Here is a 16312-nt window from a genome sequence, read left to right on the forward strand (position 1 = left end):
TGTAAAAAAACAACTTTCTTTCATAAGTTAATTTATAATTAAATTAGTGTAAAATATAATTATATTTACTGATCATCAGTATTAATCAATAATTAATACCCATAAATTAATTATATCTAATCGCAAAGGGAGGTGGAGATGCGTTTTAAACTAGAAAAGGAAGATATTCCACAAAAAACGATTGTAATAATAGAACTGGTCGTAGGATACCTGCACAAATAAGATTAAATAACAAAACAACATTTAGCCTGCCTAGTGTATCTTACATTATCATCGACAACAATATTGATCTGCGTTTTCAAATTTGGGATTTGAAGCATGACGTGGGAAGTATATTAAACGACTTATCTCAAGGGCTACAACTAAAGCTAGAAAGGGTAGGAAATGATTACAAATTCGCTTTAGTTACTACCTCTGATCAACCTTATTATTATTACTATGATGGCAAAAATACTATGATAGATACTATTGATCGTATACCTCATGGTTACACAGATGGTTTCTATGTTAACGCATATAATCGTGAAAGCTGTAGTATTTATTATGAACTGCTAGAAAACAGGAAGGTTTTAATAGATCCAAAAGACATAATTAGTAGCGAAAATGTCAGTCTTATTTTGGAAGATCTTAAAAGTTCACCTGATAAAAGACTCAAAATAAAAATAGGAGACTATTTGTTTAAAGAATCAAGAAATATATACAAATTATATAGGAGCGCTCAGGTATATAATTTAACTGGTGGAAAAGTTGGCATATTGAATGATATCCTTTCAGCATTTACTCGTATAAGCAATACATTCCAGTTATTCCCTTTTCATGAAATGGAGAGCTTGAAAGCACAAGATACCTATTTCGCAGTAAAAAAGTTAGGCAATAGTTATGTTGGTTGCATATCGTATGAAAATAGCACATGCAAAAATTTTTATAATTTTAACCCTAATTCTTTTGGGTATGAGAACGACAATAGACCAGGTCCATATCCTTATTATTATAACTTAGAAAATTTTGATAACTTTTTGGAGGTTGATGTGAATATTCAAGAACATATAAATTTAGAAACAGAAATTGAACTTTTAAAACTCAGAATAGACAGATTAGAACTTACTGGTGTACAAGGTCCTAAAGGTGAGCCAGGTGAAAGGGGACAAAAAGGTATAATGCACCCCATAAACTAGACCAAAAAAAAATGGTTGATCCGAGTAGGAAGGTAAAGGGGTAAAAGTATGGCAACAAAAAAATATGAACCAGAGTTAAAAGCAAAGATAGCTTTGGAAGCAATAAAAAATCAAAAAAGCACAGCTGAGATATGTAGTGAATATAAAATACCATCAACAAATCTATATGATTGGCGTGATAGAGTATTGGCAAGGTTAAAAGACCTATTTGTTGAAGAAAGTGAAAGTGCGAGAAAACAAAGAATCTTAGCGCAAGAAATAGAAAGTTTACATAAAGTAATAGGAGAATTGACAGTGGAAAATAGCTATTTGAAAAAAAAATTACTGAAATAAGCAAAAAAGATAGAGTAAGGTTTATAGAAAAAGATTCTGATCTGTCAATTAGGAAACAGGCTGATTTATTGGGGATTTGCAGATCTAGCCTATATTATAGGCCTATAATTAATAACGAAAGTGAAGTAGCAAATTTGATTCAAGAAGTATATTTGGCTTCTGATTGCCGTTATGGATATCGTAAAATTACTGCTGAAATCATAGCGAGTGGAGTAGTAGTCAATCACAAAAAAATCTTAAGAATTATGAAAAAAATGAAGATTAGTGGGCTGTATTGTAGAAAAAGATGTAATACAAGTATTAAAGAAAAAAAGCATAAAATATATCCTTATTTACTCAAAGATTTGATTATTTGTAGAGTTAATCAGGTATGGGCTACTGATATAACATATATTATGGTAGAAGGTAAGTTTATCTATTTTGTGGCAATAATGGACTTGTATAGTCGCTATATTATTGCTCATTCATTATCACCATATCTCGATGCTGGATTTTGCCTTTATACTCTCAAAGAAGCTCTAAAACAAGGTAAACCTGAGATTTTTAATAGTGATCAGGGGGTGCAGTTTACTAGCTACAACTTTATTATGGAATTAGAGCGTGCTAATATTAAAATCAGTATGGACCATAAAGGACGTTGCTTCGACAATATATTTGTTGAGCGCTTATGGAGAACTTTAAAGCAAGAAGCTATATATTATTATAGACCAAATAGTATCAGAGATTTAAATCTTATAATAAATGATTTTGTTGCTTGGTATAACTATAGAAGGCGACATCAGACTCTACATTATAAAGTTCCTGCTGATCTTTATTATCATAAACAGTAAATGAATATATTGATAAATACTTTAAATGTGTGTCGACGTATTTATCAACATATTCATTTTAAAAATCGGATCACTTTGAAAAAAATGGTCTAGACAAATGGGTGCATTATAGTACCGTGCAATATCTTCAGTGGGTGAGAAACAATATTGCTAGAGTGGTAGCTATACGTTCATTGTAGCTTGAAAAGGTTCCTCGGAATTGTGTATAATTTTTTTAACTGAGCTTATTTAACTTATCCATTTTCTAAATGATATTTTAGGGTTTATTGAAATAAATACTACGCAAAAATTCTATCTCTGGGTGCTTAGATGAATATCTTTATATTAGACGAAAATCCTGTAACTGCAGCACAAATGTTATGCGATAAGCACATAGTAAAAATGCCGCTAGAAACTGCTCAATTGCTTAGCAGTGTTTTTTCAATAGCATTAAAAGAGCCAAATCCTTTAGTCAGCATTACAAACCAGAATATAGAAGTTCCATATAAACTTACTCACAAAAACCATCCTTGTTCTTTATGGGCTAGACAATCAAAAGGAAACTTTGATTGGTTAATAAAACATGGAAAAGAATTGTGTATAGAATATAGCTTGCGATACAAAAGAACGCATAAATCCGAAGAAGTTATAGATTGGTGCGATAATAACAAGGATTTGCTAATATTTCGATCAGCTGATATACAAGCTTTTACACAAGCGTTACCTGATCGATATAAATGTAGTAACCCAATAGAAGCCTATAGAGAATATTACCTAAAAGAAAAGATGAGATTTGCTAAGTGGGAAAAAGGTAGAGAAGCACCAGATTGGTTGCTAGACAAAATGCTATAAATTATAAAATTATCCAAATCGGTCATAAAAAAGGTAAATTGAAGCTACAAAAGCAATGCTGGCTGATAATGTTGATGTTTATCAAGTTTATTGATCTTTCTATTTGTGAGATTAAAGAATTCAGTAAACTGTTATTCCCAGTATATGGTAGGCTACTTGCACTATAGAGTGTCATGTACACATCTGTACTAACAAGCAGAGGTAAATCTAAGTCAGTTTAGATATAACATTTACTTTAAAAAACTTTATTTTACGCTGATATTCTAGCGCTTTTCTGTGGTATTTTGTTGGGGTATAATTTGCAAAACTATCTTCCTTATAGGTTAAAAAATTACACTGCTTTATATGTAACTCTATCCACTCTGCATAATCCTGATGATCAGTTGCAATAAATATTTCACCTGTGACAAGTATTTTTTTTGCTAATAAATTTAAAAATTCCGTATTAATTAACCGTCTTTTGTTGTGACTTCTTTTTGGCCATGGATCTGGAAAGAGAATAAAGAATTTTTCAACACTGTGGTCAGGAAAATTGACAATTAATTCTCTTGCATCTTCTGTCCATATTAAAATATTTTTTATGCTGTGTGCTTCTATGCTTTTTAGCAAGGAAGAGACCCCCTTTAAATAAGGCTCACATCCTATAAATAATAGATCAGATTCATTGAATGCCTGATGGAGCATATTTTCACCATTACCGAAACCTATTTCTACCCGTATTCTTTTTTGTAAGTCTACGATCTTTTTTATAGATTCCTTGCTGTTTTTAATAGAATACTTCTCCAAAACATTCAACTTCAACCTAGATCTTCTGGAAAATGACCTAATCCAATTATTATTCCTAGATAGCATATCTTACATAACTTAATCTTTTATAGCTTAAACAATTCTCGAAATGAATTAATGAGAATTTACTTGTCACTAATTATTAATATTATATAATATATGAGTTCTAATGAAGTTAAAATTAAAAGGTATGGAAAGTACAGTTGCTATCAAGAGACTATTATCAAATAGGTTCATAGAAGAGATATTTCAAGATCAATTTGATAATCAAAATAATGACTTTTGTGAAGATTCTTTTGCTAACAAAATCAAAGAAGGAGATGTGGTAGAAGGTATAATCACAAGAAGAAATTCTAATGACATTGTGGTTGATGTTGGTTTAAAGTCAGATGGAAGAATTCTGATTAAGGAGCTCAGTTGTAATGATGATATCACTGTTGGCTCGAAAATTAGAGTTTATGTTGAAAGAATTGAAGATTACCATGGTAATGTTGTTCTTAGTCGTGAGAAAGCAATCAGAGACGAAAAATGGAATAAATTGGAAGAAAGCGCAGTTACAAAAGATGAAGTAACAGGAATCATTAAACGCTCAATTAAATGCGGTTTTATTGTTGATCTTGGTGATGGAATAAGTGCGTTTTTACCGCTGAGTCATGTGGATTTGAAGCAAATAAAAGATGCTAATCACCTTATTGAAACTGAACAAAAATTCATCGTGCTTAAAATGGATAAGAAGCAGGGGAATATTGTAGTATCAAGAAAGCTGGTATTAGAGAAATTGCATGCTGGTGAAAAAATTAAGTTTTTAGAATCTTTAAATGAAGGTGATGTAGTAGAAGGCAAAATAAAAAGCATCACTCACTACGGTGCATTTGTTGGCATTCATGAATCAGATACAGTGGGAGTTATAGATGGGCTGCTACATATTACAGATATCTCTTGGAGTAATGTAAGTCATCCATCTGCAATTTTTTCTTATGGTCAGCATATAAAAACTAAAATTATAAAAATAGATAGAGAAAATGGAAAAATCTCCCTGGGTGTAAAACAATTAGGAGACAATCCTTGGCAAGATCTAGAGTCAAAATGTCCAATTAACAGCGTACACAAAGGATGTGTAACGGGTATAAAAGATTGTGGATTCATTGTTGAGATTAAACCTGGGATTGCGGGTTTGGTACACTCATCAGAAATAACTTGGAGCAAGAATAATTTACCAATCAGTAGTTTTGTAACAATAGGACAAGAAGTGGATGTAAAAATTCTCGGTATTGACATTATTAAAAATAAGATGAGTTTAAGCACAAAAAGGTGCGTAGAGAATCCTTGGCAAGTATTTATTGATAAATATCCTCTTGGTTCTATTGTTTCTGGTAAAGTTAAAAGCAACAATGGTTCACAAATATCTGTGACTTTTGATAATTCTGAGATATCTGAGGACGTAGAAGGAACAATTTATATGCAAAATCTAAGTTGGTCGAAAAACAATTCAGATGAGATAAAAAAGTATAATGTAGGTGATGAAATAGAAGCAAAAGTGATAAGGGCTAACGTAGATCGGACAAGAATTTATCTTGGAGTAAAGCAAATAGAGTATGATCCTCTTGAAGAACTGATAGAGAAAGTTAAAGTAGGGGATAAAATTCAGGTTACTGTAAGTAAGAGAGAGGAAAATGGTCTAATCGTTGAGGTTGAGAACAATGTAACCCTTTTAGTAGATCAAGAGCATTTACCAGAAAATAAAAAGTTTTCTATATCAGAAAAAATACAAGTTGAAGTAGTAGGTGTTGAAAAATATAATATAATATTATCTGCCAAATAACTTCTTGTGCTTCATATAAATGGCAACGAAATCTGATATAACAGCAAGAGTGGCAAAAAAACACCTTTTGTTAGATAAGGTCATTATAGCAGCCATAGTTGATATTTTTTTTCAAGTGTTTTCAAACACGTTGAAATATCATAATAGAGTTGAAATCAGGGGGTTTGGTTCTTTTTCAATTAGAAGCTATAACTTGAAAGAAGCAAGTAATTTGACGTCACAGAAGGTTGCAAAACATCAATACTTTAAAACTTATTTTCGTAGCAGTAAAAAGTTATCCCTCTTGATAAATGAATGAAAATCTATATTGTAGATTTGAAAGTTGTACAATATAGCATCATATGCAAGTAGTAGAAATAGTTATACATAATAACACATATAAAATATCTTGCGAAAGTAAAAAGAAGGACCATTTATTACAACTTGCTAATAGCTTCAACAAGCTAGTTAGCTCCATATCTCAAAGAACTGGAGGTAAGGGCTCAGATGCATTAAATTTCTTACTTGCAGCATTGACTCTCGAAGACAAAATTTTAGAATTAACAAAGCGATTAGACGAAATAAATCAAGAATGCAAAAAGTATAGGGAGGAAAAAAGAGTAGAATATGCTGAAGTATTAGATAGGGTAAACAAGATTATTGGGTGCATAAGTGATTAAAGCAAGCAATCAAATCGACTACCTCACTACTCAAATCAGGGGGGAGAAGTTTCTTACGAGTTATGTAACAATATAATTCGCAATCATCAAGATCAACTATTTTTTCGTATTCAATTAGTTCACTTAAGGAAAATTTATCAAGATATTTCAATGCAAAATGCCCTAAAAGTATATCAGTTTCTTTACAACCCCTATGCCAACTCCTATACATCAGTTTTCTTCTTAATAAGGAGATATCTATCATTGTCATTAAACTTTTTTTTAATTTAAAGACTAAACTAAATACTTGTCAAGCAAGGCGCATTTTAATATACTCAACGTTTGATTAAGATTTAAAACATAGGTGGAATTAATTTCTCATCAACTTAGCGCTGGAATATATTATTTTTTATCGTTTTCTTTAATAATTTCTATCATAGTATTCGTGCATGAATGTGGGCATTATATTGTCGCTAAAGCATGCAAGGTTAAAGTTGAATCTTTTTCTATAGGCTTTGGTCCTGAAATTTTTGGTTTTAACGACAAGTCTGGAACTAGGTGGAAATTAAGTGCCTTTCCATTGGGTGGCTACGTTAAAATGTTAGGGGATACTAATGCAGCAAGCGTTCCTGTTGATCAACAAAAATTAACTGAAGAAGAAAAATTATACTCATTCCATACAAAACCTCGATATCAAAAAGCAGCAATAGTTTTTGCAGGGCCTTTTGCAAACATGATATTTACCGTTATAGCTTTCACAATATTTTTCAGCGTGGCAGGTTATTATCGTACTCCACCAGTAATTGGTAATGTAATTGAAGAAAGTGCAGCAAAGCAAGCTGGCCTATTACCAGGTGACACTATTACACAGATCAATGAGTACAAAATAAAATACTTTGAAGATATTTCACGCGTGATAATGTCCAACCCTGAAACAAGAATAGAAATTAAGTATAGCAGAAATAACGAAGAGTACAGAACTATTCTAACTCCGTTTATAGTTGAGGATAGAGATGTCTTTGGTAACATAATAGAAAGAAAAACTATAGGAATTACCTCAATTAATATGATAGGGTTAAAACAGTCATCTTTTCTTGGAGCTGCTAGCCTATCAGTGAATGAAACCTACCACACTATGTGTTTAACAATCAAAGCACTCTTTCAAATTGTTGTTGGTAAAAGGAGTATAAATGAAATAGGTGGGCCAATAAAAATTGCAAAATATTCAGGGCAATCAGCTAAAAAGGGACTTATTATGGTTCTATATTTTATGGCAATTATTTCAGCTAATTTAGCTGCAATTAACTTGCTGCCAATACCACTACTAGATGGTGGGCATTTATTTCATTATATTATAGAAGCAGTTATACGTAGAGATTTGAGTTTGAAATATCAAAAATATGCAGTCACTTTTGGTGCTACCATACTGTTTTTGTTGATGGCAGTTGCAATCACAAATGATATTAGGCATCTTTTTTAAGATACATATGAAAAAGTTATTTCACATACTAATAATATTTATTTCTTTTCCCACTCTACTTGTTGCTCTAGAAAATAAAGAAAAAGTACAGATAAAAAATATTAAGTATATTGGCAATGAGCGAGTAAGTGATCAAACAATAAGGTTTTATACAAAATTAGAACCAGGTAGTCATATAAATGATGATGATGTAGATTCAGTTATAAAAGATTTATACAAAACAAAGTTATTTGCTAGTATTAACGCCTATATCGATGATGAAAAAAACTTAGTAGTAAAAATTCATGAGAATCCATTGATTAACAAAGTAATATTGAAAGGCAATAAGTTATTTAACAGTAAAGAGTTGCTAAATAACGTTATCCAGTCAAAATCACTAACTATTTTCACTGAAACAAAATTACAAAACGATTTAATAAATCTAGCTACTCTTTATAGGAACAGTGGTAAAATTGGTGTTAAAATTGCATATGAGCTAGATAAGCTTGGTAGCAATAGGATAAACCTAATTTTTAAGATAAAAGAAGGAAGAACGTCTAAAATTAAGGGTTTACGATTCATAGGTAATAAAAACTTTTCAGCAAATGAGCTAGAGCAAGTTATCAAAAGGCATAGCAATGATATATTTAGTAAGTTATTTAGAGCCATTTTTAAAAGCGGAACTCATTATTCACCTCAATATCTACTGATTAACACAGAACTGCTTGATCGCTTCTATTCATCTAAGGGATATATTCAAAATAATATCCAACCAATTGTTGAGGTTGATAATAACAACCAAATAGAGTTAACTTTTTTGATTGATGAAAAGCAGCAATACTTATTTGGAAATAATGAAGTTGATATTGAAACTGAGATTCAGGATTTAAGTTTAAGGGAAGAAATATTAGAATTTATCAAAGAGGAAAATAATCAAATATTTAATAGAGTTAAAATTAACAATACAGCAGAAAAAATAAGTAAACATTTAAACGAAAAAGGATATATATTTGCAAAAGTTAATCCAGAATATACACAACATAACAATATTGTGGATGTAACTTACAAAGTGCTACCAGGTAAAAAGATTTATATAAACCAAATTACCATTGATGGCAATGACCGCACTTTAGATAAAGTAATTAGAAGAAAACTTAGCATGGCAGAAGGCGACGCATATAACACATCTGAGATTCAAAAATCACGTAGAAAACTTATATATAGCGATTTTTTTGAAACAGTAAAAATAAATAGTTATATAGTGGATGAAAATACAGTAAATCTTGATTTAAATGTCAAAGAAAAAAGAACTGCCTCGTTATCTTTAACAGGTGGCATGTCTCTTCCTGGTGGAGTATTTGTTAAAACCGATTTCACAGATCGTAATTTATTTGGTAGTGGTAAAGAGGTATCTTTTGCTCTTGAAAAAAGTCAATATGTTCTTTCTACTAGTATAGACGCTGTTGAAAATAATTTTAACGATTCTGATACTTCACTAGGCATGAGTATTTTTTATGAAAAACAAGACAAACCAAACACTACTTTCGATACCTGCAACTGGGGAGGAATAGCAAAAGTATCATATAAAATCTCAGAAAATCTAACCAATTCCTTTCAATATTCTTATAAGTATAATCACATACACATGGACAATAAGGGTGGAAAAGATGAGGATATCTCTGAGATAATAAGAGATCAAGAAGGTGAGTATCAGGTTTCATCAGTGGGATACACGTTAGCGTACAATAAACTGGATAACCTCTATACTCCTAAAGAGGGATATTTATTGCGTTTAAGTCAGGATATTTCAGGATTATGGGGAAATGTAAATTTCCTAAAATCTGAATTCTTATCTTTTTATACACACCCTATATTAAGCAAAATTGATGATGATATAACATTGCGCTTTAAAGTAGCAGCAGGTCATATTTTTTCCTATACTAATAAAGAGCTCAACATTGGCCAGCACTTCTTTAAAGGTGGCAATGAGATTAGAGGATTTGACCTTTCCGGCATTGGACCAAGAGCAGAAGACAAAAATCAAAGCTCATTGGGAGGCAAAACTTATTTTAATTTAACACAGCAAGTAGATTTTCCACTATCTAAATTATACGACTATGCTGGTATCAAAGGCTCACTATTTGTTGACTATGCAACACTTTTTGGTTTAGATGAAAAGAAGGGATATAGTGGGAAATATTACGATAGTAAGCTTATAAGAGTATCACCAGGTTTTGGCTTTTCAATGCCTTCTCCTTTTGGTAGAATTAGATTAGATTTTGGGTTTCCTTTAGTAAAGGAAGCTTATGACATAATACCATCGACAAACGTTAAAATTTCTATTGAAGCGGGGATTTAAATGAAATATATACAGTTATTTACATCAGTTATTGCCTTAATTATTTCCTTATTTGTGGGGTATAAGTTTGTAGGGTATCAACCTCAGAGCACGCTTAATACAAAGGCTGCCATTATTGATAGTGATAAGGTTATCAATGAATCTCTGGCTCTGCAAAATATACAACAACAAATAAAGGAGCAGAATTCTAGATTACAGAAGGAATTTGAAAATGAGTTAGAAAAATTTAAGCCATCGAAAGAAGAATTTGACCTTTTGTCAGAAGAAGCAAAAAAAGAAAAGACAGAACAATTTAGTAAGCATACTGTAAGTGTTAGGGATAATTACGCTAAGAAAATGTCACATTTAGAAGAAAATTATAGAGAAGCAGTAGAAAGTGTCTTTAACAAGATAAAAGAAGTTGCTAAAAAAACAGCAGAAAAAAACAACATAGATTTGGTACTATTTATTTCAAAAAAGAATCAAGTTTTATACTCTATGGATGAAGTAGATTTATCGGATGTAGTATTAAAAAATGTAAACAAGGAAATACCCGAATTTGCTTTGCAAAACATTGAATAGACTTATGCAATGTAATATCAATGATATTATAAAAATACTACCACATTCTTATCCTTTTCTCTTAGTAGATAGGGTTATAGAATGCGATCCTGGTATGAGTATAAAAGCAATTAAAAACGTGACTTTCAACGAGCAATTTTTTATTGGTCATTTTCCTGGCCATCCGATAATGCCAGGAGTTTTGATAATTGAGTCTTTAGCTCAGGCATCTGCTATATGTGTTCTCGGTAAAAAAACAGTAGAAAATAAAGTTGTATACTTTATGTCCATTGAAAACGCAAAATTCAGAAAGCCAGTCACTCCAGGAGATACCTTAATTCTTCAATCTAACTTTGAAGGTTTGCGTTTAGGTGTATACAAATTTAAGTGTGTTGCATCTGTTGGAAAAGAAGAGGTTGCAGGAGCAACAATCTTAGCAAAACTGCAAGATAAATAAAATCTTCATCTATAAGAAACAGTATGTACACTGTATAGTATAAAGATGCAACTGAATTTCAAAATCTCATTTTCAAACTTATACACTCGTAGTGAATTAATAAAGTTAGATAAGGCGTTTTTGGATTACATAAAATCGTGCGATGAAAGCTTGTTTTATTCATTAGTTGAAGCAAGAGAAAAAGCAGCTTCTTCTTCGATGTCATCCCAGTGCTTGACACTGGGATCCAGAAAACAAGAAGGATGGATTCCAGCTTGGATGAAAGATGGTTGTAATAGCCAGTTAATAATGGATCTCTCACATTTACTTGATGAATTTATTGCAAAATTTTTCAATATTGAAAAAGAAGTAGAAGAGTTAAAGGAAAAACACAATGACTTTGCTGTAATATACAGATGCAAAAGATTATTTGTTCAGCGTTATGCATTGAAGAAATACACTGATGTAGCAAATATTGATTATGTCACTAACAAATTAAATAGTTTCATTACTTTACCGACAACAGAAAAAAACTTTTCTGAGCAGGTAATGAGTTGGCTTGAAAATAAAGAGGATCACAAAGAAGAAATAGAACTTGCGGCTCAATATGCAGTTTGGAGAGTGAAAAATAAACAGAGTATACTATTTAGCATACATAAGAAAATTGATTACGAAAATCTCGTATCATTCTTGAAAAAAGAAGTAGACGAGGTTGAGGTTCTGTATTCAAATGAGGTGAAAAGAAGATATGGTTTTGATCTAACAAGCAAAAAGGTGAGTTTGAATAAAGCACTAGATAATGCTCACTACTGCATATTTTGTCATAAGCAAAGTAAGGACAACTGCTCAAAGGGGCTAATCAATGATGACAACACTTTCAAAAAGTCTCCACTTAGAGTTGAGCTGCACGGCTGCCCACTAGAGCAGAAAATATCAGAAATGAATCTGGTAAAAAGCGAAGGATACAGCATAGCAAGTCTTGCAATTGTGATGATAGATAACCCATTATGTGCGGCTACTGGACACAGAATATGCAATGACTGCATGAATTCGTGCATATATCAAAAACAAGAACCCGTAAATGTGCCAGCAATTGAAACAAGGATTCTAGATGATGTGCTTAGTTTACCGTATGGATTTGAAATATATTCTCTGCTTAGCCGCTGGAATCCTTTAAATTTTCAGCGTCCATTGCCAAAAGGAAACACTGGAAAAAACGTCCTAGTTGTAGGCCTTGGTCCTGCGGGTTTTAATTTAGCTCATCATTTATTAAACGATGGGCATAACGTTATCGCCATTGATGGACTAAAGATTGAACCTTTGATCGATAATTTACAGCTAATTAAAGATTTTGAACACGAAAAATTGAGTGAACGCACGGCAGATGGGTTTGGTGGAGTGTCAGAATACGGCATTACTTCTAGGTGGGATAAAAATTACTTAAAGATTATTAGATTACTGCTGGAAAGACGTGAGAATTTTGCACTTTATGGAGGCATTCGTTTTGGCAGTACGATAACTGTTGATGACGCATTTAACTTGGGTTTTGATCACATTGCCTTGGCACTTGGCTCTGGTAAGCCACGAATGATCAAAATAAAAAACATACTAGCCCGTGGAGTGCGCATGGCATCTGACTTTCTTATGTCGTTACAACTGACTGGCGCTCTTAAATTTGATTCTATAGCAAATCTGCAAGTTCGTATGCCGATAGTTGTCATAGGTGCAGGACTCACTGCAATTGATACTGCTACTGAAGTTTTAGCTTACTATCCGATTCAAGTAGAAAAATTTCTTCTTCGTTATGAAATATTGGTTGATAAGTATGGAAAGAAATATGTCGAAAAAGATTGGAAAGAAGAGGAATATGAACTTGCAAATGAGCTGATATCGCATGCACAATTGATCCGAAAAGAGCAAGAATCAGCAAAAAAAGAGAATAGAGAAGCAAAAATATTGGAACTAATGCAAAGTCTAGGGGGAGTGAAAATTGTATATAGAAAAGAGCTAAAAGATTCACCAAGTTATCGATTAAATAGCGAAGAGGTGCAAAATGCACTATCAGAAGGGATTTACTTTATTGAAAACTTAGAGCCGATTGAAGTTGTAACAGATAAATATAACCACGCTGAATCAATAAAACTAATAGACACAAAATCTGATGAAATCAAGCATATAAAAGCACGTTCTATTTTTATAGCAGCAGGTACTAAGCCAAATACAGTTATTGCAACAGAAGATAAAAAGCATTTTAAATTAAGTAACGGATATTTTACTCATTTGAATTCATCGGGAAAAGAAATAGATCCTATCTTTTCTCCTAAGATGCGAGATAAAGATAGAATATTAGTATATAAGGAAGGCAATAAAACAATTAGCTTTTTTGGTGATCTTCATCCCTCGTATAGCGGCAGTGTAGTCAAAGCTATGGCAAGCGCTAAGAATGGTTACCCTATCATTTCTCAGCTTTTGAATAGAGTTAATAGCTTCATTTATATCATTCCGGCTAGAATCTCGGAGTCATATGCACAATTGTATGAATGTTGTAATATAAGAGTAACTTTCACCAAAAAAGATGTCATTCCAGTGCCCAAACACTGGAATCCAGAAAACTTAATTTTGAATGAGTACACCAGATGGTTATATAGTCAGAACTGGATTCCAGTGTCAGCTATTTGCACGACACCACCTGCTATGCGAATTACCTACAAATTGCAGCATTTGCACGCTAAAGCGTCACGCGCTGGAATAATATCAGAACACCTAACTAACAAAGAATTTTTCAAAAAAATCAAAGAGCAATTCACTGCAAAGGTTATAAAAGTTCAATATTTAACAAACAAAGTTGTGGAAATAGTGATCAAAGCACCACTTGCGGCAAAGAATTTTAAACCTGGACAATTCTTTAGGTTGCAAAATTTTGAAACCAATAGCAGAAAAGCCAATAATACAAACCTTGCTATGGAAGGTATAGCAGTAACCGGCACTGAAGTAGACAAAAAAAAAGGATTTATTTCCACTATTGTGCTTGAAACTGGCGGTTCCACTAATTTATGTAAATGTTTTAAAAAAGGTGAACAAATAATTCTTATGGGTCCAACTGGCAGTCCTACTGAGATTGGTTAAACCTATTTTGTACTAATTATACCATAATGTATATTATTTATTAATAAATCTATACTACAATAATGATTTTTATTAAGGTAGTATTATGACACATCAGTTAATATTCACACTTCCAAAAGAAAGCTACTCTATAGCTATAGGACCATGTTCTGCAAAAAGTAGAAAGTGTAAGGAGTTTATAGCAAAAAACGAAGACGTAGGTATGAAATTTCTTATTTCTACTAAAGATGATACTGGCAAAACAGGAAAAATGTCCCTTTGTAAAGATAATAACGGTCAAGATGAGTATAATGCACCCCATAAACTAGACCAAAAAAAAATGGTTGATCCGAGTAGGAAGGTAAAGGGGTAAAAGTATGGCAACAAAAAAATATGAACCAGAGTTAAAAGCAAAGATAGCTTTGGAAGCAATAAAAAATCAAAAAAGCACAGCTGAGATATGTAGTGAATATAAAATACCATCAACAAATCTATATGATTGGCGTGATAGAGTATTGGCAAGGTTAAAAGACCTATTTGTTGAAGAAAGTGAAAGTGCGAGAAAACAAAGAATCTTAGCGCAAGAAATAGAAAGTTTACATAAAGTAATAGGAGAATTGACAGTGGAAAATAGCTATTTGAAAAAAAAATTACTGAAATAAGCAAAAAAGATAGAGTAAGGTTTATAGAAAAAGATTCTGATCTGTCAATTAGGAAACAGGCTGATTTATTGGGGATTTGCAGATCTAGCCTATATTATAGGCCTATAATTAATAACGAAAGTGAAGTAGCAAATTTGATTCAAGAAGTATATTTGGCTTCTGATTGCCGTTATGGATATCGTAAAATTACTGCTGAAATCATAGCGAGTGGAGTAGTAGTCAATCACAAAAAAATCTTAAGAATTATGAAAAAAATGAAGATTAGTGGGCTGTATTGTAGAAAAAGATGTAATACAAGTATTAAAGAAAAAAAGCATAAAATATATCCTTATTTACTCAAAGATTTGATTATTTGTAGAGTTAATCAGGTATGGGCTACTGATATAACATATATTATGGTAGAAGGTAAGTTTATCTATTTTGTGGCAATAATGGACTTGTATAGTCGCTATATTATTGCTCATTCATTATCACCATATCTCGATGCTGGATTTTGCCTTTATACTCTCAAAGAAGCTCTAAAACAAGGTAAACCTGAGATTTTTAATAGTGATCAGGGGGTGCAGTTTACTAGCTACAACTTTATTATGGAATTAGAGCGTGCTAATATTAAAATCAGTATGGACCATAAAGGACGTTGCTTCGACAATATATTTGTTGAGCGCTTATGGAGAACTTTAAAGCAAGAAGCTATATATTATTATAGACCAAATAGTATCAGAGATTTAAATCTTATAATAAATGATTTTGTTGCTTGGTATAACTATAGAAGGCGACATCAGACTCTACATTATAAAGTTCCTGCTGATCTTTATTATCATAAACAGTAAATGAATATATTGATAAATACTTTAAATGTGTGTCGACGTATTTATCAACATATTCATTTTAAAAATCGGATCACTTTGAAAAAAATGGTCTAGACAAATGGGTGCATTATAGAGTGTACAACATCCTACACAGTTCAATTTCCAGTAATTTATAATGATCTTTTTAATGATAGCTTGAGCTACGTAAGTGTTCTTTTGGATCATGATAAAGGACATTTAACTAGGATGCACAATGAATTCGATAAATATAATATTGATTACACAGTTATGGACAATGATACAACACAGAATGTGTTGTCAGAGGTTTTTATATAATCTAATTTTCATTACACAGCTACTCAGAGCTCTCTTGGTTCCATTATCTCTACTTGAATGCCGTCATTACAATGCTTGATACAGGGATCTATAGATAAACAATTTAATATTCCATTACGTGTTAGCGGAACCTATCTATATCATTATCCAAAAAACATAAAAAACTAAATTAACGAAGAATTCTTTAATAG

Annotated in this window: 15 protein-coding genes; 13 read left to right on the top strand and 2 right to left on the bottom strand. The window is 31.9% G+C overall.

Going from position 1 to position 16312, the window contains the following annotated elements:
- Window positions 1-323: 323 nt before the first annotated feature.
- The 3 genes from OOK99_RS05530 (at window position 324) to OOK99_RS05540 (ending at window position 3169) form a co-directional block, all read left to right on the top strand.
- Window positions 324-1175, top strand: coding sequence for a hypothetical protein (locus OOK99_RS05530; protein ID WP_264719662.1), 852 nt, complete (start codon window positions 324-326; stop codon window positions 1173-1175).
- A gap of 48 nt (window positions 1176-1223) precedes the next feature.
- Window positions 1224-2338 (top strand): IS3-like element ISWpi17 family transposase gene (locus OOK99_RS05535; RefSeq protein ID WP_214303219.1). Its coding sequence is split into 2 segments (ribosomal slippage): window positions 1224-1497 and window positions 1497-2338, totalling 1116 coding nucleotides; the frame shifts between segments, so codons are not numbered across the junction.
- Between the two features lie 309 nt (window positions 2339-2647).
- Window positions 2648-3169, top strand: coding sequence for a pyrimidine dimer DNA glycosylase/endonuclease V (locus tag OOK99_RS05540; protein ID WP_006013204.1), 522 nt, complete (start codon window positions 2648-2650; stop codon window positions 3167-3169).
- Window positions 3170-3376: 207 nt separating this feature from the next.
- Here OOK99_RS05540 and trmB read toward each other — a convergent pair whose 3' ends face one another.
- Entirely contained in the window at window positions 3377-4021 is a 645-nt protein-coding gene (gene trmB / locus OOK99_RS05545; RefSeq protein ID WP_063631013.1) for a tRNA (guanosine(46)-N7)-methyltransferase TrmB, read from the bottom strand.
- A 103-nt stretch (window positions 4022-4124) separates the two neighbouring features.
- Here trmB and OOK99_RS05550 point away from each other — a divergent pair, with 103 nt between their 5' ends.
- From OOK99_RS05550 to OOK99_RS05560, 3 genes are read left to right on the top strand one after another with little or no spacing between them, the layout of a single operon-like run.
- A complete protein-coding gene (locus OOK99_RS05550; RefSeq protein WP_264719663.1) occupies window positions 4125-5777 on the top strand; it encodes a 30S ribosomal protein S1 in 1653 nt (550 codons plus the stop codon).
- Between the two features lie 19 nt (window positions 5778-5796).
- Window positions 5797-6075 carry an HU family DNA-binding protein gene (locus tag OOK99_RS05555; protein ID WP_006014469.1) on the top strand — a complete coding sequence of 93 codons (279 nt, stop codon included), beginning with the start codon at window positions 5797-5799 and terminating at the stop codon, window positions 6073-6075.
- A gap of 43 nt (window positions 6076-6118) precedes the next feature.
- Complete coding sequence (locus OOK99_RS05560; protein WP_010404232.1) at window positions 6119-6436, top strand: cell division protein ZapA; 318 nt, start codon at window positions 6119-6121, stop codon at window positions 6434-6436.
- On the opposite strand, the gene OOK99_RS05565 is transcribed toward OOK99_RS05560, so the two are convergent.
- Window positions 6414-6680: a succinate dehydrogenase assembly factor 2 gene (locus tag OOK99_RS05565; RefSeq protein WP_010404229.1), complete on the bottom strand. Its 267-nt coding sequence runs from the start codon at window positions 6678-6680 to the stop codon at window positions 6414-6416. The genes OOK99_RS05560 and OOK99_RS05565 overlap by 23 nt on opposite strands.
- Before the next feature lie 99 nt (window positions 6681-6779).
- Between OOK99_RS05565 and rseP the strand changes: the two genes are divergently transcribed.
- The 7 genes from rseP to OOK99_RS05600 all read left to right on the top strand — a co-directional run bounded on the left by rseP (window position 6780) and on the right by OOK99_RS05600 (window position 15806).
- The gene (gene rseP / locus OOK99_RS05570; RefSeq protein WP_006014462.1) at window positions 6780-7895 is read left to right on the top strand and encodes an RIP metalloprotease RseP; all 1116 of its coding nucleotides are present in this window, start codon (window positions 6780-6782) and stop codon (window positions 7893-7895) included.
- A 7-nt stretch (window positions 7896-7902) separates the two neighbouring features.
- Window positions 7903-10233, top strand: coding sequence for an outer membrane protein assembly factor BamA (gene bamA, locus OOK99_RS05575; protein ID WP_264719664.1), 2331 nt, complete (start codon window positions 7903-7905; stop codon window positions 10231-10233).
- Window positions 10234-10794 (top strand): OmpH family outer membrane protein, encoded by a 561-nt coding sequence (locus OOK99_RS05580; protein ID WP_052264996.1) that lies wholly within the window; start codon window positions 10234-10236, stop codon window positions 10792-10794. It abuts the gene before it with no gap.
- Window positions 10795-10798: 4 nt separating this feature from the next.
- Window positions 10799-11230: a 3-hydroxyacyl-ACP dehydratase FabZ gene (fabZ, locus tag OOK99_RS05585; protein ID WP_006014455.1), complete on the top strand. Its 432-nt coding sequence runs from the start codon at window positions 10799-10801 to the stop codon at window positions 11228-11230.
- 45 nt (window positions 11231-11275) lie between these two features.
- A complete protein-coding gene (locus tag OOK99_RS05590; RefSeq protein ID WP_264719665.1) occupies window positions 11276-14335 on the top strand; it encodes a WPE palindromic element domain-containing protein in 3060 nt (1019 codons plus the stop codon).
- An 85-nt stretch (window positions 14336-14420) separates the two neighbouring features.
- Window positions 14421-14687, top strand: coding sequence for a hypothetical protein (locus OOK99_RS05595; protein WP_264719666.1), 267 nt, complete (start codon window positions 14421-14423; stop codon window positions 14685-14687).
- A gap of 4 nt (window positions 14688-14691) precedes the next feature.
- A protein-coding gene (locus tag OOK99_RS05600; protein WP_214303219.1) for an IS3-like element ISWpi17 family transposase occupies window positions 14692-15806 on the top strand; the annotation gives its coding sequence in 2 pieces (ribosomal slippage) (window positions 14692-14965 and window positions 14965-15806; 1116 coding nt in all).
- Window positions 15807-16312: the final 506 nt, after the last annotated feature.

The sequence above is a fragment of the Wolbachia endosymbiont (group B) of Eucosma cana genome, assembly GCF_947250645.1.
Classification (GTDB): Bacteria; Pseudomonadota; Alphaproteobacteria; order Rickettsiales; family Anaplasmataceae; genus Wolbachia.